Origin of the sequence: Tolypothrix sp. FACHB-123, assembly GCF_014697075.1 — a bacterium.
In the GTDB taxonomy this organism is placed as follows: domain Bacteria; phylum Cyanobacteriota; class Cyanobacteriia; order Cyanobacteriales; family Nostocaceae; genus Aulosira.
The window spans coordinates 12,781-36,012 of record NZ_JACJRE010000002.1; the positions used below are offsets into that span (position 1 = coordinate 12,781).

The window sequence follows — 23,232 nt, forward strand, 5'->3', positions numbered from 1 at the left end:
ACTATGGACTTTTGACTATGGACTTCGTTTATTGACCACAACATCGATCGATTCCCAGACTTTCTAAGAGTAGATCGCTGACGGCGTTGGCGATCGCAAACTCTCCATAAAAGCTTTTAGAAAAATCAAACGCCTGCATCTCTGTGACAATGGCAATTACCAGAGAACCGAGATCGTTTTCTCCTTCCATTCGTTGGCGGACAAAAATCTGGGCGGCGCGTTGAGAAATTTTTTGATTAACTATTTCTGGCAAAAATTCTGTATCGAGCCACCGCAGCAGGCGTTGTTGTAACCATTCGCCTTCGAGTTGGGGATTTTCGGATGGTGGTAGAGTGATTGGTGGTATTGGTTCTGTCATTTTTTTTAAACGCACAGGGATACAAAGAGAAATTTCCAGGAACGCAGAGGATGACTGTTACCATCAAATTGCGTTCTGAATATGTTTTTTATTGCGATCTTCACTATGGAATATGATATCGCTGCGATTATTCAAGGTTATGCTCAAGGCTATTTTCTCATGGCTGATGACTATGGAGGCTTGGGCTGGTATGGTAGCCGCGATCGCACATTGATTCCTTTAGATGACAGATTTCGCTATCCTAAATCTCTGCGGCGAGTTTTGAACCAAGAACGGTTTACAGTCGCCATTAACCGTGATTTTCCGGCGGTGGTAGCTGGTTGTGCTAACCGCGAGACTACTTGGATTTCACCAGAATTAAAGGAAATATATCAGCTACTTTACCAGCATGGTTACGCCTTTAGTTTTGAAACTTGGCAAGGTGACGAACTGGCTGGGGGAATTTTAGGAATTGCGATCGCAGGTGCTTTTATTGGCGAATCGATGTTTTACCGCATTCCTGAAGGCTCAAAGGTAGCAATGGTAAAGTTGGTGGAGAGATTGCGTCAAAAGCAATTTGTCTTATTTGACGCGCAAATGATGAATCCCCATTTGGCGCGATTTGGAGCTTATAGAGTTCGCGATAAAGAATATCAAGCCCTACTTCAAAAAGCGTTACAAAGTCCCTGCGATTTTAAGTAATATCATGTCTGGTAATAGGACTTACGCAAGGAAAACGGAAAAATAAACCGCAGAGAACACAGAGTTCACAGAGAAATAAGAATTTGAGAAGTTTTATGCGTAAGTCCTAATTACGAACGTAACGATAGCGAAGTGAAGTTAATAATATTCACAATTCGTAAAATAGTTGATGGTGCTTTGCGCTGCGCGACAACACACCCTAGATCATATGAATTATGAGTTTTAGTGGTTAAAAACGGATTTGATTGCGTCCGTTTTTCTTTGCTTCTCGCACCTTATCGCTAGCACGCTGCAATAAAGCTACTGGAACATCTTCTTGTATGAGTTCGACAACGCCAAAACTAGCGGTCATGTAAAATTGCTGACCGTTGTAAGCGGTGACAATTTGCTTACTCAAAGCTAGGCGAATTCGTTCAGCTATCTGACAGCCAGTATTCAGGTCTGTGTCAGCCATAACGATACAGAATTCCTCGCCACCGTAACGTGTAACCCAATCTACCGACCTGACATTACTTTTAAGTATTTGTGCGGCTGTTTTCAGGGCTTGATCGCCTGTGGGAAAGCCGTAAGTGCGATTTACTTCACCAAAATGATCTAAATCGAGCAGTATAACTACTAGTGATTGCTTATACTTATGTGCTTTTTCAAGTTCACGGGGTAGTAATCTGTCAAGATAGCGGCGATTGAAAACCTCAGTCAAGCCATCGTGTTCGGCTTCGGCTCGGTACTTCTGCGCCAAACGACTGGCTTTTAATACCATCTCATTAATCATCCGTTCCGCAGTCACTCGAATTCGATGCTCAAAATCAGTGATCAGCTTGTCTTGTCCAGCTGCATCTGCGATCGCATCAAAGTCTTCAATGGTGACAACTTGGTTACGTCCCCGCTGTTTAGCAGCATAAATACATTGATTTATTTCCTGCCATAGTTGCTCCATAGAAGAATGTCCCTTCATGGGTACGACTCCTAAAGAAGCTGTCAGCTGAAGGAAAGACTTGTTCTCCAAAGGGAATTTATAATTTTGAACCTGAGTCTTGAGAAACTCTGCGAAGGCTTTTCCTTGCTCAATATTGCCACGCATACAAATAGCGAATTTATCACCACCTGTGCGGGCGACTATCCCGGCTCCGAGAGAGTATTGTTGGAGAATTTTGCCCAATTCTTGTAATATGCGATCGCCTGCACTATGACCATGACTATCATTGATGAATTTAAAGCGGTCAATATCTATGTAAATTAAACATACAGGGTCTTCATCTTCCTTGGCGGTGAGAAGCTTGAGTGCATAATCTTTGAACTTCTGAAAATTCGCAATTCCTGTAAGTTTATCAAGGTGGAATGAATACTTGTGCTGGCTATGCCAAAAACTACGCTGTAAACGCAAACCTATTTGCCCATCGATTGCTTGACGCTGACAGATTTCATCTCCTGCTTGTAACCAATAAAGAGCAGCAGATTCTTGTTCAATTGTGTCTACCAAAATTACTGTTGGTAAACCTATGGTGCTGTAAAGATATTTGACTTGCTCTAAGTTGTGAAAACTTTTGATGTCAAGTACAAGAATGTCAAAACCTTTTGCCGATAAGGCTAGAGCATCAACTCTAATCCATTCAAACTGGAGAGGCCAATCTTGCGATTGGGGCAAATCCATCGGACTGCACCAGGCAACTCTAATTACTTGCACCTGTTCATCCATTGATTCTACCTTTGTCAGCCAACATCTTGAGAATAGGTTTACCAAACAAGCAATTATGCTTATACAGGTAAATTAAAGTTTAGCAACCAAATTCACCATTGACTATGGCTGTGATTACCGCACTATCTACTGATGGAAATGAGGATGGATACCCATTTTTTGAATATTCAGCTAAGTTTTAAACTGGGTTACGTGAAGTTACCTGTATAAGATTTATTAATCAAATTCGTAGGATTCCTCACAAGTTCCTCAAATTCTTTGCTTATAACATTGTTGATGGAGATGAGCAGCAGTAAAAAAACGCCCTTATCTCCTAGTTAAGTCAAATTTGACCAAGAGAACTTAAGGGTTGTTAATTTTATGAGTAACTACTTGTTTCATGATCCAATTAGTCTGGCAGAGCAAGCAGAAGAATTAGGTAAAAAAGCTGTAAAATTGGGGCTTATTCCTTCTTTTAGCGTTCATTATTACTCGGATAGTCCAGAATTCTTTTTACCTGATGAAAAGACTGCTCTTTCTCTTACGGCACCAGAAGCTTACATGAAATTTAAAAAATTAGTTGAAGCTTCTTCCTGTTGAGGATACACTTATCTTTCTCAAATTCAATTTAATCAACTCCCATAATTTAGCGATCGCATAACTCTATTTGAGAAGATCGCTTTTTTATTGCGCTTCCCGTGTCAACAGTCAAAAGTATTTTGTTCTCACACTTTTTCTTCTGTAACTAAGGTAAGACTCACCCATTCGCCTTTGTCACTGTAGCTGCGAATCATGCGTTGGCGAAGGTTAGGCTTGATTAACCAACCAACTTCTAAAATAAAACTTTGGCGTAAATTTACTTTTAATGGAGAAGTAGCAGAAGCACCATGAGGTAAAAGTAATACCTGCATTTGCTTTTGTGGATCTTGATCGAAATGAAGTATCGATCCTTTAATGGTAGCGCTGGAGGTAATTGTATGTTGACCAAAAGACAAACTTTGGACAAATCGCCCAGCTGCATCTAGCTCTAATTTTAGAGTTGTAGGGGTAGTTGTAGACGGTCTTAAATCTGTATAGCTGGTTATTGCTTCACCCCGCCATTCTCCTAATAAATCATTTACCTGTACAGTTGGACTGGGTGTGGTTTCAGTACCAGCTAAATGTTCTGGTATCAAGGTAAGTTGACTAAGCTGACCGTTTTTATCAAATAACTGAACTAGCCGCAAACGGCGATTTTCATGAATTAACCCTAATTCTGCACCAAATTCGCTAAATGGTGCAAGTTGGATGGAACCTTGAGAAAATGCTCCATTTTCCAAAAACAGAGTACTCTTGCCTAAGGAACTATATTCTAGAACTAAATCTTCTTGTCCTTGACGGCTGACAATCTGGCGGATTGTTTGATTATTATTTAACCCTTCCAAGGAAACAACGCTTTTGACATCTGCTAGCAGTTCACCTTCAGGAGCGAAGCGAACAAACGAACCTTCCCACGCACCGAGATTAAGTAGCAATCTTTCCCATTGAGATGTCATAAGTATTGTCCTTTGTCATTGGTCATTTGTCAGAGACGCGATTAATCGCGTCTGTACAATTGTCAGTGGTTTCATGAAAATTGACCGTGGACGCTAACTTTTAGCAAAACGTCGAACAGCAAATAAACTGCCCATTAATCCTACAGTTGCACCAAAGCTTAAGAGAATCAAGGGTAATAGTAAAATTTGCATGGGTGTGAGTTGTAAACCCTTGCTAATAAATTGAATAAACTCCGGTTGGTTGGACAGGAGGTTGTTAATAAACTGTTGAGTGAGGCTAATAAAAGCCCAAGCGATCGCGCCGCCAATTAAGCCAAATGTTACACCTTGAAAAATAAACGGCAAGTAAATCCACGCAGTAGTTGCGCCAACTAATTGCATAATTTCAATTTCTTGCCGACGCGCCATAACTATCAGGCGGATTGTAATGCTGGTGACAGCGATCGCAGTTAATGTGAGAATAACCGTAATTGTCAAGCTAATCCAGTTTAAACCTTTGTGTAGCTGGGCTACCCGTTGCACTACTTCGTCAACATACTGGACTGTACTAACTCCCGGTAACTTAGCCAACTGGGTTGCTAAATTGGGCACGGCTTGAGAATTACGTGCTTTTACCTTGATTTCATCAACTAGGGGATTTTCTCCTAGCTGTTCGTTAGCACCTTCAATATCAGAAATTCTCAGTTCGCTAACTAACTTACTCCAAGCTTGGTCTTTGGTAATGGTTTTAGTTTCTACCACCTCTGACATATCTGTGATTAGTGGTTCAAGGGTGACAGATGATACCCCAGAATCAAGATAAACTGATACTTCCAATTGGCTGCCAAACTGATAAAGTAGTTGTTCTAATTGCCAGGAAGTTTGTAAACTCATACCAAATAAAAATAGTAATACCGTGACAGTACTCACAGCAGCCCAATTCATCCAACCACCGCGCAGCAAGCCGAGGAAAGTTTCTTTGAGCAGATAGTCAAATTTCGTGAAAAATTTCAACACAGAATTTTTGGTCAATAATTATTTGTCATTTGTCATTTGTCATTTGTCATTTGTCAAGAAGTTAATTATCATTTCTTGTGTCTTAGCCCCTAATCCCTAATCTCTAGCCCCTAGTCCCTAGCCGATTGATAGAATTAAACTAGTAGGAATTTTCACAATCTAGCCCATAAGGAATCATGCCCTCCGAAATTGCTGTCGAGAAAAAAAAGTTAAAAAACCCTCCTTTGGAACTTCACTATTTAGGCGATCGCGTTCTTCGTCAACCAGCAAAGCGCATCACCAAAATAGATGATGAACTGCGCCAGTTGGTACGCGAAATGCTGCAAACCATGTACAGCAAAGATGGGATTGGTTTGGCTGCACCCCAAGTAGGAGTTCATAAACAATTAATTGTTATTGACTTAGAACCAGATAATCCAGCTAATCCACCCCTGGTATTGATTAACCCCACAATTAAACAGGTGAGCAAAGAAATCTGCGTTGCTCAAGAAGGCTGTTTGAGCATCCCCAATGTTTACCTAGATGTCAAGCGCCCTGAGGTGGTGGAAATTTCCTATAAAGATGAAAATGGCCGACCTAAGACATTAAAGGCTAATGATTTACTCGCACGCTGTATTCAGCATGAAATGGATCACCTCAATGGCGTGGTCTTTGTAGACCGCGTGGATAATTCCTTGACTTTGGCACAGGAACTATCTAAAAATGGCTTCTCGTATCAAGCGGTGAAACCTGTAGCATAGGGTGTGTAGTAGTGTATTTAACTCCGAAAAGCGGTTTATTTTTGGCTGGGTCTTGTGTAAGTGCGATCGCGGCTGTCGGTTCTATTTTTGAACTCAGTTACGGACAACCAGATTTTGGTGTCACAGCCACGACAATTATCCTTGTATTAAGCATTCCCCTCACAGGATTATTTTTCTTTGCCGCAGTGAGGGACGCAAAGGATAACATTAAATAAGCATCAGGTACATAAAAAGGTAAAGGGATGGACGAGCGATCGCAAAATTCATCCTTTTGCCTTTTATTTTTCTGCACTCATGGATGTTCGTGAAGAGGAAAAGGGGCAAAATAGGCAGGGAGCAGGGGGTAGGGAGCAGGGGGATAAATAAATACTCAATGCCAAATGACGCCAGTTGCTACAACGGAGGTTACTTCCCCAATGCCCAATGCCCAATGCCCAATGCCCCATGCCCATCTGGGAGATTTGCTATACTTTTCGGGAAAATCTTCAATCCTTGGGATGTTTATTTTACAATAAATTCGTACATTTGTACCATATTAGGTTTAGGTGGTCAATTAAGAGAAGATATGGCTAGAGCAATCGAGAGAATTGATCGGGATATTGCATCGCTGAAAGAAGCGATAAAAGCGATCGCAGCAGAACTACAAAAAGCTTACGCTATTTATTTCACCCTTTTAGGTCAATCTGTGCGCCAGCAGTTGATTCTGGCAACTTACCACCTGTGTACTCAAGGGTATCCCGAAAAATTCCTGAGTTTGTCATTAAATCAACGGCAACATTTGCAGCAAGCCATCCGCAAGATGGGTAAACAAACAGCCGAGCATTTACTGACTATTATTAGTAGCGATAATGGTAGTGATACTAATGATATTAGTAGTGAACCAGAGCAGCAGCCAGTAAGCGAGGAAGATGAGGGGGAAGTGGAAGATGAAGTTGATGAAGAGAATGAAAACACTTTAAAATCCCCACTTTCAGTTTTAAAACTCGCTGACTCTTCTAACCCAATGGAATTATTAGCATGGCAACAGAGCGTAGAGAAGTTAACACACCACACAATCAGAAAACTCTCTCATGATGTTAATGCTGTGTTACAACAAGTCAGTATTTTACCCAAAAAGATACCAGAACCAATTTTAGAAGTAGCTGCGGCGGCATCAGAAGCATCTGCCGAAGTTATGCCAGGCCCACCTAATCTATTAAACGTGGTGATTGAAATTGAAAATGAACAGGATGCAGAAGAACCAAACCTGACAAAAGTCATGGCGATAAACCTCCGACTAGGAGAAATTGAATTTGCCGATCCGAAACTTTCCTCAGCTCGCAAACAGATACGCAACACCCTGCTGCAATTAAACAAACTAGGACAAGACTATCAAAGAAAGCATCGCGAACGCACCATAGCCGAAGCCGAAGCAGCTTGGCGGGCGATTTGGAATGATGAATAATTAGTCATTTGTCATTTGTCATTTGTGAATAGCTAGTGACTAATGCCCAATGCCCCATGCCCAATGCCCAATGCCCAATGCCCAATGCCCAATGCCCAATGCCCCATGACTACTGACAAACCAGATTGGATTAGATTGCAAAAAGCCTTGGCTGTAGAAGCGGAAAGCGGTTTTACAGATTTGATGGGTAGGCAATATCGCTTTAGTGAATTTCTCAGTCTAACTCTGGGGAAATTTCCTATGGGTTTACCCGCAATTGAACGCCGTCGCTGGCAAGAATTGGCGGTGCAATTTGCGAAATATCCCGATTTGGGTTTGGAAGAAAGGCAGCATTTAGTCGCGGAAACTCGCAGGTATTTGTATCAATTACAGCAGGATGATGGCAAGCCGCCAGAAAAAACTGGGGTAGCGGAGTCACAACCAAGAAATTATCAATCGAAAAATCAAATTGCCACGACGCCGATTGTGGCTGAAGTGAGTCGGAGACTTGCGCCCAAAATTGACCAAAAACTCAGCGATTTACCAGAAATTGGTATTAGAAAAGCTGACAATTTGGCGCGTCTGGGTTTGTATACTGTGCGTGACTTACTTTATTATTATCCCCGCGACCATATTGACTATGCGCGTCAGGTAAATATCCGCGAGTTACAGGCGGGTGAGACGGTGACGATAGTTGCTACCGTGAAGCGCTGTAACTGTTTTACTAGTCCGAAAAATCAGAAATTATCGATTTTAGAACTGGTACTGAAGGATAACACCGGACAAATCAAAGTTAGTCGGTTCTCTGCGGGTACGCGCTTTACTAGTCGCGGTTGGCAAGAAAGTTTAAAACGCCGCTATCCTGTGGGTGCTGTGCTTGCAGCTTGTGGGTTGGTGAAGGAAAGTAGATATGGCTTGACGCTGGATAACCCAGAATTAGAAGTATTAGCAAATCCCGGAGATGCGATTGATTCTTTGACTATCGGTCGAATCGTGCCGATTTACGCTTTAACTGAAGGTATTGCGGCGAATATGGTGCGACAGGCAGTAATATCGGCTTTACCTGCGGCGGCGAATCTTAAAGATCCTTTACCTAGTGGGTTGAGGGAAAAGTATGGGTTGATGGAATTGAAAGATGCGATCGCTAATATTCACTTTCCCCCAGATAGCGATCGCTTGCAAGTCGCCCGTCGTCGTCTAGTTTTTGATGAATTTTTCTATTTGCAATTAAGTTTACTGCAACGACAATATCAAGCAAGGCAAGTTCAAACTAGTGCTATTCTCGCTCCCAAAGGGCAATTATTAGAAAAATTCTACGAAATACTCCCATTTAAACTCACTGGCGCACAGCAGCGAGTCATTAACGATATTCTCAAAGATTTACAAGAAACTACACCCATGAATCGCTTAGTGCAAGGCGATGTGGGTTCCGGTAAAACTGTGGTAGCTGTGGTGGCTATTTTAGCGGCGATTCAATCAGGTTACCAAGCTGCGTTGATGGCTCCGACTGAAGTTTTAGCAGAACAGCATTATCGTAAGTTAGTCAGTTGGTTTAACTTGCTGCATTTACCAGTAGAATTACTGACAGGTTCCACAAAAACAGTTAAACGGAGACAAATTCATGCCCAACTAGAAACGGGAGAATTACCTTTATTAGTTGGCACTCACGCCTTAATTCAAGACCCCGTAAACTTTCGCCAATTGGGGTTAGCGGTGATTGACGAACAACATCGCTTTGGGGTGCAGCAACGGGCGCGTTTGCAGCAAAAAGGCGAACAACCCCATGTATTAACTATGACAGCCACCCCCATTCCCCGGACATTGGCATTAACCATACATGGGGATATGAATGTCAGTCAAATTGATGAGTTACCACCAGGGAGACAAAAGATACAAACTACCATGCTCACAGGTCAACAGCGCAGCCATGCTTACGACTTGATGCGGCGAGAAATTGTCCAAGGAAGACAGGTGTATGTAATTTTACCTTTGGTGGAAGAATCAGAAAAGCTAGATTTGCGTTCAGCTGTTGAGGAACATCAAAAGCTACAGGAAAGCGTGTTTCCAGAGTTTCAAGTCGGTTTGCTACATGGACGCATGACTTCCGCCGAGAAAGACGAAGCAATTACCAAATTCCGCGATAACAAAACCCAAATTTTAGTATCTACCACCGTTGTAGAAGTCGGCGTAGACGTACCCAATGCTACAGTCATGCTCATTGAAAACGCGGAAAGATTTGGTTTATCACAACTGCACCAACTTCGCGGACGGGTGGGAAGGGGTGCAGCGCAGTCCTATTGTTTATTAATGAGTAGTTCTCGAAGTCCCGACGCGCAACAAAGATTGAAAGTGATGGAACAATCCCAAGATGGATTTTTTATCTCAGAAATGGATATGCGTTTTCGCGGCCCTGGGGAAGTCTTGGGAACTCGCCAATCAGGTGTGCCGGATTTTACCTTAGCAAGTTTGGTGGAAGATGAGGAAGTTTTGCTGTTAGCACGTCAAGCAGCAGAGAAAGTTATTGAGATGGATGCAACTTTAGAACGTTGGATTTTGATGAAGGAAGAATTGAAGTATCGCTATGAGAGATTGATGGGTGGGGCGATTATGACGTAAATTTGTCACTATTAACTCAATTGACGGCGGAATTGGTTGATACTGATAGATAAGAGTAAGGTAGCAAAGAGAAAAAGTGCGATCGCATTCCACCACAGTACCTCTAAACCCACACCTTTGAGCAAAATTCCCCGTACAATCTCGATATAATGGCGTAACGGATCTAGTAGAGACAAGTACTTAAAGAATTCCGGCATACTTTCTATAGGTGAGATAGCACCAGAAAGTTGAATCAACGGTAAATTGATAAAAAACGATGTCAGCACAACTTGCTGTTGAGTACGGCAAATTGTCGCCAGCATAATTCCAATACCGATACCAACAAATAAATACAGTCCTGATAAACTTAAAAACAATAGCGCATTTCCGCGAAAAGGGACGCTAAATACTAATCTGCCGATACTTAAAGCTAAAATTACATCACCCATCAGCAATATAAATAAAGGCACAATTTTCGCCAGTAAAATTTCCCAAGCTTCGGCGGGAGTCATTAATAATTGTTCGAGAGTTCCAGTATCCTTTTCGCGAACTACTGTGACAGAAGAAACCAAAGAACTAATCAGCGTTAAAACTAAACCTAAAACGCCGGGGATGAAAAACCAACTGCTGCGTAATCCTGGATTATATAGGAAAGTCGTCTGCGGATTAATTAACGGCGGGGCTTGATTAGAGGAGAGACGGCGGCTAAATTGATTAATCATTTGATTGAGATAACCTTGAGCAATTCCCGCCGTATTTGCATCGACTGCATCAATTAAAATCTGTACCTCACCAGATTTATCTTCAGCTAAATTGCGTTTAAAATCTGGGGGGATGATTAAACCGGCTGTGATTTTACCTTGGCGTACCTCTTCACCTAAATCTTGGGGACTAAATAAATATTTTTCTAAAGTAAATACCTTATTGACTGTTAAGACAGAAACTAATTCTCGGCTTTCATAGGTATTGGCATAATCGACCACGCCTAACTTGAGATAATGGACATCAGGATTAAGTGCAAAGCCATAAAGCAGCATTTGCACTGTGGGAGGAATGATTAATAAAACTAAAGTCTCTCGACTCCGTAAGATTTGGCGAAATTCCTTAATCGCCAAACTCCAGAATCGACTATTCAAGAGATTTTGAATAAATTTCATAGCTATTACTTTGATGGTAAACAGATCCCCCGCATTCCTCACAAACTGTAGGGGCGGGTTTACAGATATGATTCAATCATCCACGAATATTTGGCTAAACCCGCCCCTACAACTCCTACTTCTCAATGCGGATACAAATAATTCTCTGGCTTACCCGACATAACGCCCGCAGGCTCAAAGCCGCAACTTCGAGGATAAAAGGTGCAACTTCGAGGATAAAAGGCTCATCATTGAGGTTCAGAGGCTCATCGCTGAGGTTCAGAGGCTCATCGTTGAGCTTCAGAGAGTCATCGTTGAGGATAAAAGGCTCATCGTTGAGGATAAAAAGCTCATCGCTGAGGCTAAAAGGCTCATCATTGAGCTTCAGAGAGTCATCGTTGAGGTTCAGAGGCTCATCATTGAGGATAAAAAGCTCATCGTTGGAGATAAAAGGCTTACCTTTAAAATCCCCGCTTGGCTGCTAACCCGCCTGGGAATGAATTCCCAGTCTAATAAATCAAGTCTACTGAAGTAGACTTAACTACATAATTCAGTCCACTTGAGTGGACTTACCCTATTAGCCCGGAACTTCAGTTCTGGGCGGAATGACGGTTAGGGCGATACTTTGACTGTGACAAAAATGTGGGTAAGCTATTCTGCTTTTAAGTTGTACAATCCATCGTGAAGGCTGTTGACCGTGCCGCACTGAAGTTGACAGTAGGGGAGGGTTCACCGATATCCGCGTTGAGCAACAAAGATCTAAATAAACCCGCCCCTACACCCGTTCGTACAACTGGCAATGTGGATATAGACACAACAGAAAAATTCATTTACAGGAAAGCCTAATGGAACGCTCGAAAATAATTGCCATTCTTACAGGTGCGATATCGATTATTTTAGCGATCGCCTACCTGATCATAGTTCAAATCCTCGACTACCGCGACATGAAACCCGCCCCCATTAGCGAACTCAACCAACCACCAGCAATTGTGGCTACTAGTTGGTACTAAAAATCCGTTTCTTTCCTCTTCCTAAGGATATAAACATTGATCGAGACGCAATTAAATGCGTCTTTTGTCATTTATGTCAATTGAAATTATTAATGATAACTATTGATTTGTTGCCTAAATTATCCATAGATAAAAATCAATAGTTGTTATTGATTAATTAAATAAAGTCCACCTATAAGAATTAATTAGAGGACTTATCGATCATTTATTTATTTGAAGTATTTCCTTTTTGCCATAGATAAAGGTAAGCTATTTCTAACAAAATTAAGCAAAAATAAAATTAAAGTATTGGTGATAGCTGGGTTGGTGGGGATCAAAGCTATTTGATTCTTAACCCCAGAGTTGTGCTGGATGTTATAGAGGTAAGTTCATGGCTCAGTTTCTTGTGGAGACTGTGTGGCTAGTTCCGTTATATGCGTTAATAGGTGGGCTGTTAGCGGTTCCTTGGTCGCCAGGGATCATTCGCCGCACTGGCCCTAGACCAGCTGGTTATGTCAATTTGGTAATGACATTTCTAGCGTTTTTGCACAGCGCGATCGCATTTGTTGCCACTTGGAATCAACCACCTGTAGAAGTATTTATTCCCTGGCTTTCTACAGCAGGTTTAAATCTTACCATTGCTTTAGAAATTTCTTCAATTACTGTAGGCGCATTGACTGTAATCACAGGCTTAAATTTCTTAGCGCAAATTTTCGCCATTGGTTACATGGAAATGGATTGGGGGTGGGGACGGTTCTATTCTCTATTAGGATTGTTTGAAGCGGGATTATGTGCCCTAGCTTTGTGTAATAACCTGTTCTTCAGTTATGTAATTCTCGAAGTTCTGACTTTAGGAACTTATTTGCTAGTTGGGTTGTGGTTTAGTCAACCGTTGGTAGTTAGCGGTGCTAGAGATGCTTTCCTTACCAAACGGGTAGGCGACTTATTCCTGCTGATGGGTGTACTGGGTTTATGGCCTTTAGCAGGGACTTGGAATTATACAGAATTAGCTGAATGGGCGACAACTGCCAATGTTGACCCCACTGTCATCACCTTGGTAGGTTTAGCTTTAATTGCCGGGCCAATGGGTAAATGCGCTCAATTCCCGCTACATTTGTGGTTAGATGAGGCGATGGAAGGGCCTGTTCCCAGTACAATCTTGCGGAACTCGGTGGTAGTAGCCAGTGGTGCTTGGGTACTGATTAAACTCCAACCAGTGTTAACTTTATCACCTTTCGTTTCCTCAGCTTTGGTAGCAATTGGTGCAGTTACAGCCGTTGGTGCTTCCTTAATTGCGATCGCGCAAATTGACATTAAACGCTGTCAATCTTACTCTGTCAGTGCTTACATGGGCTTGGTATTTATCGCTGTAGGTACTAAACAAGACGAAGCCGCACTGTTATTAGTACTGGCTAATGCTGTATCAGCTGCACTATTGGTAATGAGTACTGGCGGAGTTATCTGGAACAGCATTACCCAAAATGTTACACAGTTGGGTGGATTATGGTCGCGTCGTCCAATATCTGCGATCGCTTTTATTGTGGGAACATTGGGATTAATTGGCTTTCCCCCTTTAGGCGGCTTTTGGGCGTTGATGGAATTAATCGACGGACTTTGGGGAACTCAACCTGTATTGGTGGGTGTAGTCATAGCTGTGAATGCTTTAACTGCTGTGAGTTTAACCAGAGAATTTGGTTTGATTTTTGCTGGTAAACCACAACAGATGAGCGAGCGATCGCCTGAAGTACACTGGCCAATGGTCTTACCAATGGTGATTTTACTAGGCTTTGTGTTACATCTGCCATTAGTGTTGCAAAGCTTATCATTACTACCAAGTTGGGTAATTCTCAATAAGGATGTTGCACTGTTATTAATTTGGTCAAGTGTTTTTGGTTGTGGTATTAGTGGCGTAATTTATTTAGGTAACATTCCTAAACCAGTTCGCCTACCTTGGAAACCTTTACAAGATTTATTCGCCTACGATTTTTACACGCCAAGAATTTATCGGATGACGATTATTTTCAGCGTCGCTCAACTTTCTAAATTTGCCGATATGCTGGATCGTTTTGTTGTCGATGGTATCGTGAATTTAGTTGGTTTATTCTCTCTCTTAACGGGCGAAGGTTTGAAATACAGTACATCTGGACAAACGCAATTTTATGCCTTCACTGTACTTTTAGGAGTTGGTGTATTTGGCGTTTGGGTAACTTGGCCTTATTGGGGAATACAGTTTTTAGAGTTGATGTTTTAAAACCTAGAATTAGTGACTAGAAAAGAAGATTTTTCTGCGCCTAAGCATATAGAAAAATACTCATCTCTAGTTTCGCAATTTTAGTTCGATAGTCACGCGCCATCTTTCTTTTGTTGTTGAAATTTTCAGATTTTAAATTTGTGTTGTGTTGGGGGAAAAGACAATGAAAAAACAATATCGTCAAACAAATGTTTCTCGGAGAAACTTACTGAAACTCGGTGCAGGTGCAGTTGGTGCAGGAGTATTAACAGCCGGATTAGGTGCAAATTTGGCTGCACCTGAAAAAGTCTCAGCGCAAGACAAAAAAGATATTACTCCTGATGCAGCACTCAAAGAATTGCTGGATGGTAATGATAGATTTGTCAAAGCTAAAAAACGCTACCCAAATCAATCGATAAAACGCTTGCAGGAAGTTGCTAAAGGGCAAAAACCTTTTGCATCAATTCTCGGTTGTGCCGATTCACGAGTACCTTCAGAGATTGTTTTCGATCAGGGATTGGGAGATTTATTTGTTTGTCGTGTAGCTGGTAATATTGCTCCACCAGAAGAAATTGGCAGCCTAGAATTTGGCAGCCTAGTATTAGGTGCTAAGGTGATCATGGTACTAGGTCATGAAAGATGCGGCGCTGTAGATGCAACTATTAAAGGAGCCTCAGTACCAGGACAAATTGGTAGTTTACTCGAAGCCATTAAACCTGGTGTAGAAAGAGCTAAAGGACAACCAGGCGATCCATTAGAAAATGCTTGTAAAGCTAATATTTTAGTGCAAGTTGAGAAGCTACAATCATCACCAGTTCTGGCTGAGTTAATCAAAGAGGGTAAACTGAAAATAGTAGGTGGTTATTACGATTTAGATACTGGCAAAGTCAGCTTAGTTAGTTAGGTTTTGGGTATGGGGCATGGGGCATGGAGCATGGGCAATAGTCAATAGTTATTTCTCCTCTGTCTCTTTGTCTCCCTTGTCCTCCCATCCTTCTCATCTCTTTTGACCATTCACATATTTAAGAACTTCTTCTTTTTACTAATTTACCCAAATTGCCATGTTAAGTGTTCTGATTTGGCTCCCGATTTTAGCAGCAGCTATTATAGCGGTAATACCTAAAAATTTGCCTACCAATACTGTGCGGTTAAGTGCATTATACTTTGCTGCTATTGTATTGCTCTGGAATATTTTTATTCTCTTCAAATTTGATATCAGCAATCCAGGGATGCAGTTTCAAGAGAATATTCCTTGGAATGAAACTCTCGGTTTGAGCTATCAATTAGGCGTTGATGGGCTATCTATATTAATGTTGGTGTTAAATAGCCTCCTCACCTGGATTGCGATTTACAGCAGCAGCAAAGACACTCAAAGACCAAGGCTTTTTTACTCCCTAATTTTATTAGTCAGTGGTGGGGTAGCAGGGGCATTTTTAGCAGAGAATTTACTGCTTTTCTTCCTGTTCTACGAACTAGAATTAATTCCCTTCTATTTACTAATTTCCATTTGGGGAGGGGAAAAACGCGGTTATGCTGGTATCAAATTCCTGATTTATACTGCTGTTTCTGGGGCTTTAATCTTAGCAACATTCTTGGGTACTGTGTGGCTAACAGGTTCTACTAGTTTCGCCTTTGATGCAGTTTCTACCCAAACTTTATCTGCTGGGTTGCAAATCATTCTCTTAGCAGGAATAGTCTTAGGTTTTGGGATCAAAATTCCCTTGGTTCCCTTCCATACTTGGTTACCTGATGCTTATGTTGAAGCTTCTGCGCCAATTGCGATTCTTTTGGGTGGCGTGTTAGCTAAACTGGGAACCTACGGATTGTTACGATTTGGTATGGGGATGTTTCCCCAAGCTTGGAGTATTTTCGCACCGACATTGGCAATTTGGGGTGCGGTGAGTGCAATATATGGGGCTGTAGTAGCGATCGCGCAAAAAGATATCAAGCGCATGGTAGCATACAGTTCCATCGGTCACATGGGTTATATTTTGCTGGCTGGTGCTGCTAGTAATGCTCTAGCGCTGGTTGGTGCTGTCGCTCAAATGTTTAGCCACGGTTTAATTCTTGCTATCTTGTTCCATTTGGTGGGAGTTGTAGAAACTAAAGTTGGAACTCGCGAGTTAGATAAACTCAATGGTTTAATGAGTCCGATTCGGGGTTTACCTTTAATTAGTGCTTTGCTGGTATTAAGCGGAATGGCGAGCGCTGGTATTCCCGGTTTAACAGGTTTCGTGGCTGAATTTATAGTTTTCCAAGGAAGTTTCTCGGCGTTTCCTATCCCCACAATCTTGTGTGTAGTTGCTAGTGGTTTAACAGCAGTTTATTTTGTCATCCTGCTTAACCGCACCTGTTTTGGTAGACTCGACAACTTAGCCTACTATCCCAAAGTGCAATGGTTTGAGAAGACTCCTGCGTTAATTTTGGCAGTTTTAATCATCTTTTTGGGAGTTCAACCTACTTGGTTAGTGCGTTGGAGTGAACCCACAACTACAGCAATGGTAGCTGCAATTCCGGCGATGGAAAAAACTGTCAACTCGGAAATTGCTTTGAAACCATAACTCTTATCTGATTTGCGTCTTTGCGTCTACCCTGCGGGAACAACTGTGTCGAATGCGTGAGATTTATTTTGATAAATGAACCACAGAAACGCAGAGGAGCCAGTGTGTTGCGGGGGTTTCCCCCGTTGTAGAAACTGGCGTGACACAGAGAAAAGAGAGAATTTTATCAAATGATTGAGGATTGCTATCAGGAGTTATGCACCAAGATTAGGAGGAAGGATGAATTTAAAATTAATTCCCAGTGCTTTAGTAGGATTTCGCTTTTTAATTTCTCCCTTCCTCCTCTGGGATGCTGTTGATGGTAAAACTAGTATTTGGTTCATTGTTGGTTTTATAGCCGCATTCCTTTCGGATATTTTTGATGGCATAATTGCCCGGAGACTTGGTGTTAGTACTGCCGAATTAAGACAAGCTGATAGTTGGGCTGATGTTTGTCTTTTTAGTTGCATATTTGTGAGTGCTTGGTTAGTACATCAAGAAGTTTTAATTGCTTATCAAATCCCTTTACTCACAGTAGTTTTTGCCCAGTTGGTATGGTGGATAGTGAATTTAGTGAAATATGGTAAACCTGCTAGCTATCACACCTATTCGGCTAAATTTTGGGGTATCACTCTGGCGATTGCGATTATTTCTCTATTTGGCTTTAATTATGCAGGAATTTCTCTTTGGCTAACTTGTATTGCTGGTTTAGTCTACAGTATCGAAGAAATAGCCATGACAATGATTCTGCCAGTGTGGACACACGATGTTTTAAGCATTTTTCACGCCCTAAAGATACGCGAACAATTATTAATACAAAAAGACGAAATTGCATCATAGTCATCACAGATGACTAATAAAAAATAACAACCCTCACGAGATTTAAATATGACAGCAACTTTTGATAAAGCTACTAAATTACCTCCTTCTCGCCATGAATTTGCGGAAGTAATTCATCGTTTAGAAGCTGGCGGTTCAATGTTACCTGATACGCCAGAAAACTTGATGCAAATTATCGGTTTGTATAAAGCTTATGCAGTGCCGATGGATTTTTACTGGCGGGATTTACTTTATATTGCGGAACAAGAATTTTTAAATCCCTTTCCTTTCTTTAAATACTTCTTACCAAAAGAGTATTTAGACAGACATAATCATTATGCTGGTGATGATGCCGATTTAAGAATTTGGCGGGGACAAGCTACAGCCCATCCTGAGTTATTAGCATTTATTGAAAAAGGTGAAACTGGGAAAATGCCCAGATTATTTCACCATTTATTCCACGATCGCATTAATATGGAGTTTGCTGAAGCTTGTATGCGGGCTATGCTTTGGCATCGTCAGATGTACGCACCAGTAAACCAGTTTGACGCTTACCTGGATTCGGAAGAATATAAAGCTAACGCCGATAGGGCAATTAAAGCTTACTTTAAAGGTAACCCGGTAATGTTGGGGCTGCACAAGCTGTTCCCGGATATGTTCATTGAACAGTGCCGCCAGATGTCTTACTATGCTAACTTAGGCTTATTCTGGGAAGTCATGGCACCTGTGTTCTTTGAAATGTCGGATATCTACGACGAAGGCGGGTTTAAAGGTGTCCCCGATGCAATGAACTTTTTGGTAAATGGAATTTTTGCGATCGCAGGTCGTCCGATTTATCATCATGTATATATAGATGGCGAATGCTATGAAATCATTCCCAAATCTAAGGGTTTCACCTGGTTATACGAAGCTGCATTACCTTATGTAGAAGCTGTTTTCTACCGCACCGCACCTTTTAGAGGCACAAAATCTTATAATGCGCAAGCAGGTCAAGTACCTGATGATCAAAAAGATTTCCACTATGGCATTCTCTACGCTGATGTCTTCCCTGTAGGTACAGCAGGTATTCCACCCACATTATTGATGCAAGATATGTTACACTTCTTGCCTCAATATCTGCTTGATTATTACAAAAAACATTGTCGTGGCGAAGAAGATATGTTGATTCAGTTAGGAATTAGTTTCCAACGGTCAATGTATAATGTAACTTCTGCGGTAATTCAAGCATTACGCACTGCACTGTTATATCCTTTAGATGATCCCAATCCTAAGCATTTACAAGCAAACCGGGAATTCTTTGAAGCCCAGTTAAATCGCTTTACTCGTGCTGATTACAATATGCGAGATGCTGCGCGATTACAGAGTATTCAAAGTCAAGATTACAGGTAATTCGTAATTCGTAATTCGTAATTCGTAATTCGTAATTTTTTGGTAGGGTGTGTTACGCCGTAGGCTAACGCACCTTATATTTTTGCCAATGGTGATTCAAGGTTTTCGGAATCAACTTCAGGGTTCCTGGAATTAACTTCAGGGTTAACGTTTCCGTGTTTCGCGTAGTCTGAATCAACTTCAGGGTTCCCGAAATCAACTTCAGGGTTAACGTTTCCGTGTTTCGCGTAGTCTGAATTAACTTCAGGGTTCCTTGAATCAACTTCAGGGTTAACGTTTCCGTGTTTCGCGTAGTCTGAATCAACTTCAGGGTTAACGTTTCCGTGTTTCGCGCAAGCTGTGCTTCTGCATTTTGTCGGTGCGTTGCGCTGCGCGACAACATAACCTACTTTAGAGATAATTGCCCATCAAGATGACGAAACAAAAATAACCAAATTGGTAGAGAACTATTAATGGCAATTAATCTGATTAAATGACCTGTGGTGACAACCTCTACATTATGATTTAATACCAGAGAGATGAGAATCATTTCTGCTGAACCTCCTGGTGCTGTTACCAATAAACAAGTTAACCAATCCCAAGAAGTTAATTGCATAGCTAATATAGCCGCGATTGCGCCAGCAATTAAAGTCATCAGTACAGAAATTACAGCATAAACTATAGTACGTTTTTTAAAGCTGGGTTTTTCTCCCCAATATTCACCAATGGTAATTCCTAATAGTATTTGACCAACTATTTTTACTAATGATGGTGGGGTAAAGTCAATATCATGGAAAAAAGGTAGGAAATTTAGTACGGGATTAAATCCTATACCAATTAATAAAGCGCCAAAAAAATCTCCTGCGGGTATGTTAAATGTTATTGCTAAGTAAACAACTAATCCGATTATCCCCAGTGCTAACAAAAGTAATCCTAATTGAGAGGTATCGACACTAAACAAACTACTTTGAATAGAGATTGTTTGGTTATTCCATACATTGCTAACTGTATTTTTTGCAATAAAAGGAATCAGCAAAACTACAGATGTAACGCGCAAAGCTTGAACTAAGGCAACTAGGGTAACATTTTTGCCATAATCAGCAGCAATAGACGCCATTAGTCCCACACCACCAGGAACTGTGGCTAGCATGGCTGTTAACAAATTAGTCTGACTCAAGCGGGAATAAATGTAGCCAATACCAATACCACAAAGTAACAAAAAAAATGTTAATAAAATAAAAATCGGAATACCAGAAACTACACTAGTTAAATCGCTATGGGTAGTTGAGGCTCCGACTGTTAATCCTACCAATGCCATGCCCACTTTTCTGGCGTTGCGGTTAGGTTTGGGAGAATATTGATAGAAAATGCGGCATCCCTGCAACACTACAGTACCAGCAGCAATCCCCCCAAATATCCAAGCAATTCCACCAATTTGGAATCTGGTTAAACATAAACAAAAAGGTAAAGCTAGTAGCATTTCTACGCAAAGTATAGCTACTTGCTTGATAAATGAATTTTGAGGAGTAAGGGGAGAATTTTCAGCAGTAGATTGTTCTACAATGGGAATAAGGCTCAAGCTATTATTCATTGATATAGCGCTTTTTTCATTAGTTTAACTATGCACATAAGCTAATGCGATCGCGCAATACCCCAGACAGGATATAAATTTAAATTCTCCGATTAATGATGAAGAATGTATATATAGTGAATCTAACTTACGCATTATTACCAAGAATTTCTCAAAAATTTTCGTAGACGACAATATTATAGTAGGGACACAACATAAGTTATGACCCTACCGATAAACTGTATTTTTGTCCAGAGTCTAATTGTTGATTATTTCAGCTATCAGGGCGTATTTGTTGGATTAGTCTTCATCAAGCGCTGGGAAAACTTCTTCAAATTGCCATAACTCATCTTTGTGTTCCATAAACCAAATTCGAGTTTCTGGTGTCAATTTGCTCCAAATATTTTCCACAGGAATATGGGGAGATGCATAGCGATACTCTTCTCCCAAAGATTTAAGATTTTCCGCTACATCAAGCGGAATACCAAAATCGCGCCAGTCAACTTTTACATTTCTACCAGAAAGTCCGGCTGCGGGGTCAAAAATTAATTGTGCAGTTCTAATTAAATCAGCAAAATGGTTTGGTTTCAGTCCTATTATTTGCTGAATTTGGGGTGATTCATTATGCTGTTGAGACATTGGTCACTGGAGTGGTGAAGATGGGTCATTGGTTGAACTTACTGCCAGAGATTTTTATCCCAATTTCCTCATTTTAACCTAAAGTCACTCAGGCAAATGGTTTAGGCTGTACAAGTAGTAAAAAGATAAAAGTAAAGAGCGACACATCAATATATTCTAGAGGACATGGCAGTGCCATGCCCGTACTGAGCTTGGCTAAATCTGCTATCTCATGCCACAGTTATTTAGTTGTCAATGAAAACGGTAACAGCCGCAACTGCTATCAACATTTCATCATTTTTATCATTGAGAGAGGGAATTGCTCTTCCTTGCACTACCATCCCGCCAGATTCGACAGTCAGAGATTTGCGCCCAAAGGGGAGTACAGCTAATACTTCCTCTTGATTGACTTGTTCTGGGTATGGTACTGCTACTTGCACTTCCACAATCATCTCATTAGGATCGGTTAAACCTGCTACTTCCCAAACACCAGGTAAAGCATTATGTGCGATCGCATTTCTTACCGCCCTGGCTGCTGCTACTGTTGGTTCTTGTCCATGTTGGTCAATTCCCATTCCCATTTCAATTATCAAGCGTTTTTTGACCATAGATATTTCCCAAGCTCATTTACAGTATATTGCAGGTAAATAAACTAAAGGCAAAGCAAGGGCAAAGCAGTGCTTCCCTACTATGCCCAATACTTCTCTGCGAGACGCTTCGCGTAGGGTACGACTTCGCTCAGTACAAGTGCCCAATGCCCATGCCCCATGATGCCCAATGCCCAATGCCCAATGCCTATCAATCGCCGTAAATTCCTGACAAACTTTGGACTTGCTACTTTAGCGACTCAGTTACAACCGTTAACTGCTCAAGGTAAACTATCTCCCCAAGTTACCCTCAAGCCGCCACGCTTGCAAAGAGGTGATACTGTAGGCTTGATTGCACCTGCGGGTATCGTGGATGCTGAAGATGTGGAAACAGCAAGACGCAACTTTGCAGATTTAGGTTTAAAAGTCAAGTTAGGCAAACATATTTTAGATCGTTATGGTTATTTAGCTGGGAAAGATAGCGATCGCGCTTCTGATTTAAATAACATGTTTGCCGATAAATCTGTGAAAGCGATTATTACTATGCGCGGTGGCTGGGGTTGTAATCGCATTCTACCTTTACTGAACTATTCAAACATCCGCACCCACCCCAAAATCTTGATTGGGTACAGTGATATTACTTCTTTATTGTTAGCTATTAACGCTCGCAGCCGCATAGTTACTTTTCACGGCCCAGTTGCTATTTCTAGGTGGAATCAGTTTACCCTAGATTACTTTCAGCGCATCCTATTTACAGGGGAAACTGTAACCATGCAAAACCCTACCAATAGTGAAGTGCAATTCTTACCCATCGCCCCAGGGAAAGCTAAAGGTAAACTGGTGGGTGGCAATTTATCGGTACTAGCGGCGATGGTAGGTTCGCCTTATCTCCCTGCGTGGAATCAAACTATTCTATTTTTGGAAGAAATCGGTGAGGATGTCTATCGTGTAGACCGAATGCTCACTCAGTTAAAAAATGCAGGTATTCTACATCGCCTTGCTGGCTTGATTTTTGGGCAATGTACCAATTGTAGTTTAGGCGATGAACCGAATTTTACTTTAATGCAAGTATTACAAGATTGCATTCTCCCCTTAGGTATTCCCGCCTGGTATGGTGCGGCGATCGGTCATATTAAAGATAAATTTACCCTGCCATTGGGTGTGGATGTGGAGATCAATGCTGATGCTGGCACGATTAAGATGTTAGAGCCAGCTGTTAATTAATATTAATCACTCTTCTAGATAAAAGATAAGATTAGATTATAAATAGTAATCGTAAATTCATCAAAACTTCATATTTAAGCCGAAAAATTCCTAATTTACCACTGTTTTCTTAATTTTTCCTCATAAATCAAAAAAACTAGCCATTTTG

General features: G+C 41.3%; 22 protein-coding genes. 13 read left to right on the top strand and 9 right to left on the bottom strand.

Annotated elements, in window-relative coordinates; genetic code table 11:
- Positions 1-28: 28 nt before the first annotated feature.
- A complete protein-coding gene (locus tag H6G41_RS01420) occupies positions 29-358 on the bottom strand; it encodes a hypothetical protein (RefSeq protein ID WP_190742929.1) in 330 nt (109 codons plus the stop codon).
- Positions 359-463: 105 nt separating this feature from the next.
- On the opposite strand from H6G41_RS01420, the gene aat reads away from it, so the two are divergent.
- On the top strand, positions 464-1,039 hold the full coding sequence (gene aat, locus H6G41_RS01425) for a leucyl/phenylalanyl-tRNA--protein transferase (RefSeq protein ID WP_190742931.1): 576 nt from the start codon (positions 464-466) through the stop codon (positions 1,037-1,039).
- Between the two features lie 229 nt (positions 1,040-1,268).
- Here the strand turns inward: aat and H6G41_RS01430 are convergent, their stop codons facing one another.
- Positions 1,269-2,735, bottom strand: coding sequence for a diguanylate cyclase (locus tag H6G41_RS01430; protein WP_190742933.1), 1,467 nt, complete (start codon positions 2,733-2,735; stop codon positions 1,269-1,271).
- A gap of 360 nt (positions 2,736-3,095) precedes the next feature.
- Here H6G41_RS01430 and H6G41_RS01435 point away from each other — a divergent pair, with 360 nt between their 5' ends.
- Positions 3,096-3,314 carry a hypothetical protein gene (locus H6G41_RS01435; RefSeq protein ID WP_190634527.1) on the top strand — a complete coding sequence of 73 codons (219 nt, stop codon included), beginning with the start codon at positions 3,096-3,098 and terminating at the stop codon, positions 3,312-3,314.
- Positions 3,315-3,439: 125 nt separating this feature from the next.
- Here the strand turns inward: H6G41_RS01435 and H6G41_RS01440 are convergent, their stop codons facing one another.
- Complete coding sequence (locus H6G41_RS01440) at positions 3,440-4,249, bottom strand: DUF3598 family protein (RefSeq protein WP_190742935.1); 810 nt, start codon at positions 4,247-4,249, stop codon at positions 3,440-3,442.
- Between the two features lie 93 nt (positions 4,250-4,342).
- Positions 4,343-5,245 carry an ABC transporter permease gene (locus H6G41_RS01445; RefSeq protein WP_190743307.1) on the bottom strand — a complete coding sequence of 301 codons (903 nt, stop codon included), beginning with the start codon at positions 5,243-5,245 and terminating at the stop codon, positions 4,343-4,345.
- Between the two features lie 176 nt (positions 5,246-5,421).
- On the opposite strand from H6G41_RS01445, the gene def reads away from it, so the two are divergent.
- From def to recG, 4 genes are all read left to right on the top strand, one after another.
- The gene (gene def / locus H6G41_RS01450; protein WP_190742937.1) at positions 5,422-5,985 is read left to right on the top strand and encodes a peptide deformylase; all 564 of its coding nucleotides are present in this window, start codon (positions 5,422-5,424) and stop codon (positions 5,983-5,985) included.
- 11 nt (positions 5,986-5,996) lie between these two features.
- Entirely contained in the window at positions 5,997-6,200 is a 204-nt protein-coding gene (locus H6G41_RS01455; protein ID WP_190742939.1) for a hypothetical protein, read from the top strand.
- Between the two features lie 350 nt (positions 6,201-6,550).
- Positions 6,551-7,429 (top strand): hypothetical protein, encoded by an 879-nt coding sequence (locus tag H6G41_RS01460; protein ID WP_190743309.1) that lies wholly within the window; start codon positions 6,551-6,553, stop codon positions 7,427-7,429.
- A gap of 105 nt (positions 7,430-7,534) precedes the next feature.
- The gene (gene recG / locus H6G41_RS01465; protein WP_190743311.1) at positions 7,535-10,024 is read left to right on the top strand and encodes an ATP-dependent DNA helicase RecG; all 2,490 of its coding nucleotides are present in this window, start codon (positions 7,535-7,537) and stop codon (positions 10,022-10,024) included.
- Positions 10,025-10,035: 11 nt separating this feature from the next.
- On the opposite strand, the gene H6G41_RS01470 is transcribed toward recG, so the two are convergent.
- A complete protein-coding gene (locus tag H6G41_RS01470) occupies positions 10,036-11,160 on the bottom strand; it encodes an ABC transporter permease (RefSeq protein ID WP_190742941.1) in 1,125 nt (374 codons plus the stop codon).
- Positions 11,161-11,984: 824 nt separating this feature from the next.
- Here H6G41_RS01470 and H6G41_RS01475 point away from each other — a divergent pair.
- From H6G41_RS01475 to H6G41_RS01500, 6 genes are all read left to right on the top strand, one after another.
- Entirely contained in the window at positions 11,985-12,149 is a 165-nt protein-coding gene (locus tag H6G41_RS01475) for a hypothetical protein (protein WP_190742943.1), read from the top strand.
- 370 nt (positions 12,150-12,519) lie between these two features.
- Entirely contained in the window at positions 12,520-14,379 is a 1,860-nt protein-coding gene (locus tag H6G41_RS01480) for an NAD(P)H-quinone oxidoreductase subunit F (protein WP_190742945.1), read from the top strand.
- Positions 14,380-14,542: 163 nt separating this feature from the next.
- Positions 14,543-15,262: a carbonic anhydrase gene (locus H6G41_RS01485; protein ID WP_190742947.1), complete on the top strand. Its 720-nt coding sequence runs from the start codon at positions 14,543-14,545 to the stop codon at positions 15,260-15,262.
- A gap of 157 nt (positions 15,263-15,419) precedes the next feature.
- Positions 15,420-16,919, top strand: a complete 1,500-nt coding sequence (locus tag H6G41_RS01490) for an NADH-quinone oxidoreductase subunit M (protein WP_190742949.1) — start codon at positions 15,420-15,422, stop codon at positions 16,917-16,919.
- Between the two features lie 219 nt (positions 16,920-17,138).
- Positions 17,139-17,738, top strand: a complete 600-nt coding sequence (locus tag H6G41_RS01495; protein WP_190742951.1) for a CDP-alcohol phosphatidyltransferase family protein — start codon at positions 17,139-17,141, stop codon at positions 17,736-17,738.
- Positions 17,739-17,786: 48 nt separating this feature from the next.
- Positions 17,787-19,106, top strand: coding sequence for a CO2 hydration protein (locus H6G41_RS01500; protein WP_190742953.1), 1,320 nt, complete (start codon positions 17,787-17,789; stop codon positions 19,104-19,106).
- Positions 19,107-19,170: 64 nt separating this feature from the next.
- Here the strand turns inward: H6G41_RS01500 and H6G41_RS01505 are convergent, their stop codons facing one another.
- The 4 genes from H6G41_RS01505 to H6G41_RS01520 form a co-directional block, all read right to left on the bottom strand.
- The gene (locus H6G41_RS01505; protein WP_190742955.1) at positions 19,171-19,488 is read right to left on the bottom strand and encodes a hypothetical protein; all 318 of its coding nucleotides are present in this window, start codon (positions 19,486-19,488) and stop codon (positions 19,171-19,173) included.
- A 3-nt stretch (positions 19,489-19,491) separates the two neighbouring features.
- Positions 19,492-20,676 (bottom strand): AbrB family transcriptional regulator, encoded by a 1,185-nt coding sequence (locus H6G41_RS01510; protein WP_190742957.1) that lies wholly within the window; start codon positions 20,674-20,676, stop codon positions 19,492-19,494.
- A 279-nt stretch (positions 20,677-20,955) separates the two neighbouring features.
- Entirely contained in the window at positions 20,956-21,294 is a 339-nt protein-coding gene (locus tag H6G41_RS01515) for a hypothetical protein (protein ID WP_190742959.1), read from the bottom strand.
- A 224-nt stretch (positions 21,295-21,518) separates the two neighbouring features.
- Positions 21,519-21,881, bottom strand: coding sequence for a Lin0512 family protein (locus tag H6G41_RS01520; protein WP_190742961.1), 363 nt, complete (start codon positions 21,879-21,881; stop codon positions 21,519-21,521).
- Positions 21,882-22,064: 183 nt separating this feature from the next.
- Here H6G41_RS01520 and H6G41_RS01525 point away from each other — a divergent pair, with 183 nt between their 5' ends.
- Entirely contained in the window at positions 22,065-23,084 is a 1,020-nt protein-coding gene (locus H6G41_RS01525) for an LD-carboxypeptidase (protein ID WP_190742963.1), read from the top strand.
- Positions 23,085-23,232 lie beyond the last annotated feature (148 nt).